At 64.3% G+C, this 3,080-nt stretch carries 5 protein-coding genes; 4 read left to right on the top strand and 1 reads right to left on the bottom strand.

Annotated elements, in window-relative coordinates:
• Positions 1-350: 350 nt before the first annotated feature.
• On the bottom strand, positions 351-764 hold the full coding sequence (locus M2A_RS16925) for a MerR family transcriptional regulator (RefSeq protein WP_045449925.1): 414 nt from the start codon (positions 762-764) through the stop codon (positions 351-353).
• Positions 765-842: 78 nt separating this feature from the next.
• On the opposite strand from M2A_RS16925, the gene M2A_RS16920 reads away from it, so the two are divergent.
• The 4 genes from M2A_RS16920 to M2A_RS16905 all read left to right on the top strand — a co-directional run.
• Positions 843-1,241 carry a mercuric transporter MerT family protein gene (locus M2A_RS16920; protein WP_045449924.1) on the top strand — a complete coding sequence of 133 codons (399 nt, stop codon included), beginning with the start codon at positions 843-845 and terminating at the stop codon, positions 1,239-1,241.
• A 23-nt stretch (positions 1,242-1,264) separates the two neighbouring features.
• Positions 1,265-1,597: a heavy-metal-associated domain-containing protein gene (locus M2A_RS16915; protein WP_045449923.1), complete on the top strand. Its 333-nt coding sequence runs from the start codon at positions 1,265-1,267 to the stop codon at positions 1,595-1,597.
• Positions 1,598-1,602: 5 nt separating this feature from the next.
• Positions 1,603-1,860 carry a mercury resistance system transport protein MerF gene (gene merF, locus M2A_RS16910; RefSeq protein WP_045449922.1) on the top strand — a complete coding sequence of 86 codons (258 nt, stop codon included), beginning with the start codon at positions 1,603-1,605 and terminating at the stop codon, positions 1,858-1,860.
• A gap of 5 nt (positions 1,861-1,865) precedes the next feature.
• Positions 1,866-3,080: dihydrolipoyl dehydrogenase family protein (locus M2A_RS16905; protein ID WP_045449921.1), on the top strand; the 1,215-nt coding region annotated here is incomplete at its 3' end.

Below are 3,080 nucleotides of genomic sequence, written 5' to 3'. Positions count from 1 at the left end.
TTATCTTGTAGCGAACCCGAGATGAGGCCCCACCCGCGGGCCTTTTTCTTTTTGTTTCAAAGGCGTTTAGCCGAGGCATCCGAACCTCGGAGACTGACGCCGGGTCCAGTTTCCGTCTCTAAACGGCCCTCCGTCTCTAACCGACCGAACCTCATGCCGAGCGGTTCGGCTTCGTGAAAGTCTACGTTTTCAGGTAGTTCCGCCCATCGCACCAGGGCATTTTCTGCGGCAGTTATCCCGGCTGGCGTCGCCATCCTGAGAACGCGCGATAGGCGTTGTGCGACGTATTCACACGAACCATCAAATGCCAAATCAATCGCGCAGATGCGCACACTTGTGGATCCGTTTGATCACGATGCCAGCGCCTCCAGCACGGGGCACTCCGGCACCTCTTCGCCCGAGCACTGCGCAGCCGTGGCGGCGAGCACCTTCTCTATGCGCCTGAGGTCAGCGATCTTGGCGCGCACGTCCGCAAGATGTTGCTCCGTCAGCGCCTTCACCTCGGCGCAGGTCTGAGTCCCTCGATCTACGAGCTGCAAGAGCCCGCGCAACTCCTCGATGGAGAAGCCCAGCTCCCGGCCGCGCAGGATGAAGCGCAAACGCCCAACATGGGTCTCGTCATAGACGCGGTAGCCGGATGCGGTGCGCGGTGGATCGGGCATCATGCTGATCTTCTCGTAATAACGGATGGTCTCCAGATTGCAGCCCGTGCGCCGCGCAAGGTCCGCGCGCTTCAGTCCCTTCCCGGAAACGTGATCTCCCATTCTGTCAAAAACCCCCTTGAGTCTGTAGTCACTACAGACCTTATCTTAAAATCAGAACCAAGGCGAGGACGATGACGCATGAGCACACCCGAAGCAGGAATCCAGACGGTACAAGCCGCTGAAGATGCAGACGATCGGAAGCGGAACATCTTTGCGGCGGGCGGTGTGATCGGCGCCATTCTGGCCTCGACCTGCTGCGTGGTGCCGCTGCTGTTCGTAATGCTCGGCATCTCCGGGGCCTGGATCGGCAACCTTACCGCGCTTGAGCCCTACAAGCCGTATTTCGCAGGCATTGCGCTTGTCTTCATCGGCCTCGGCTTCCGGCAGGTCTATTTCAAAGCCAAGCCCGCTTGTGTGGACGGTTCCTATTGCGCCAAGCCGCAGTCGGCCGTCATCACCAAGACTGCGCTTTGCCTCTCCACCGTGGTGATCTTGCTCGCGCTGACCATCAATTGGTGGGCGCCGCTCTTCTACTGAGACCAAACATAGGAGTAACCGCCATGAGACGCCCCCTTATCCTCGCTGCTGCCTTGCTGGCCCTCGGCGGACTCGGCTGGACCATCGGAACGGCCGTGGCCCCGGCCGCCGCCCAGTCCGCCTCCCAACAGGTGGCGGCCGCCCAGACCCGGACCTTCGCCATCCAGAACATGACCTGCGCGCTCTGCCCAGTGACCGTGAAACGCGCCATGGAAGGCGTAGAGGGCGTTCGCTCGGTCAATATCGACTTCGATGCCAAGACAGCAACCGTGGTCTTCGACCCATCGGTGACGAATGCAGACGCCATCGCCGCGGCCTCGACCAACGCGGGCTATCCGGCCTCGGTCCGAGGCTGAGGCCGATGAAGGACGCAACGATCCTCAAGACCGGTATCATCGGGGCCGCGATCGCCGCGATCTGCTGCGCCACGCCGGTGCTTGTCATTGCCCTCGGCGCGGTCGGCCTTTCGGCGTGGATTGGCGGTCTCGACTATGTGCTGCTGCCCGCGCTCGTCCTCTTCCTCGGCGTGGCGGCCTACGGCCTGTGGCGGCAGAGCCGCGCGGCGGCTTGCTGCGATAGGGACGATGTCCAGACGATTAATTTTCAGAGAGATAAATAACCTTCATGTCCGACGGATTTGAGTTCGACCTCATCGTCATCGGCGCGGGAACGGGCGGCAACGGCGTGGCGCGCATGGCCGCCGCCGAGGGCTGGAAGGTCGCCATCGTCGACCGGCTTCCCTACGGCGGCACCTGCGCGCTCAGGGGGTGCGATCCCAAGAAGATGCTGGTCGGCGTGACCGAAGGCGTCGAACGGGCGCGGGCGATGGACGGCAAGGGGCTGATCGCCGAGCCCCGGATCGACTGGGCCGAGATGATGGCCTTCAAGCGGACCTTCACCGACGCCATGCCGGGCCGGATCGAGGCCGGACACGACAGGGCCGGCATCGCCACGCTCCAAGGATCGGCGCGTTTCACCGCGCCCGACACGGTCGAGATCGACGGCAGGGCCTGGCGAGCGCGGCATTTCCACATCGCCACGGGCGCGCGGCCTGCCACGCTGGGGATCCCCGGCGAGGAGCATCTGATCACCAGCACCGACTTCCTGGAGCTGCCGGAATGCCCGCGGCGCATCGTCTTTGTCGGCGGCGGCTATATCGCGTTGGAATTTGCGCATATCGCCGCGCGCGCCGGGGCCGAGACGGTCACCGTGCTGCAACGCGGGCCCCGCATCCTGCCGAACTTCGATCCCGACCTGACGGCGATCCTGGCCGAGGCGACCGAGGCGCTGGGCGTCGATGTCCACACCGGGGCCGCGGTCAGCGGCATCGCGCGCGAGGGTAACGCCTTTGCCGTGCAGTACGAAACGCCGGATGGGCCGAAGAAGGTCGTCTGCGACGTTGCGGTTCATGCGGCCGGGCGGGTGCCGAACATCGAGGATCTGAACCTCGAGGCCGCCGGGGTGGATGCAACGAAACGCGGCATCAAGGTCAGCCCCGCAATGCGCACGTCGAACCCGGCGATCTTCGCCGCGGGCGACTGCGCCGACAGCGGGCCGAACCTGACGCCGGTCTCGGCCAACGAGGCGCGCATTGCGGCCAAGAACCTGCTGGCGAACCAGGACGAACGCAAGATCGTCTATCCGCCGATCCCGAGCACGGTCTTCACCCTGCCGCCGCTTGGCAGCGTCGGCCTGTCCGAGGCCGCAGCGAAGGAGGCGGGACACGACTTCGACGTCCATTTCGAGCGGACCGAGCGATGGTATTCCTCGATACGTGTAAGCGCCGTGGCCAGCGGCTTCAAGGTTTTGGTGGAGCGTGAGACCGGCCACATCCTCGGC

The organism is Tepidicaulis marinus, from assembly GCF_000739695.1.
GTDB lineage: Bacteria > Pseudomonadota > Alphaproteobacteria > Parvibaculales > Parvibaculaceae > Tepidicaulis > Tepidicaulis marinus.
This window is presented reverse-complemented; position numbering and strand designations above follow the sequence as displayed.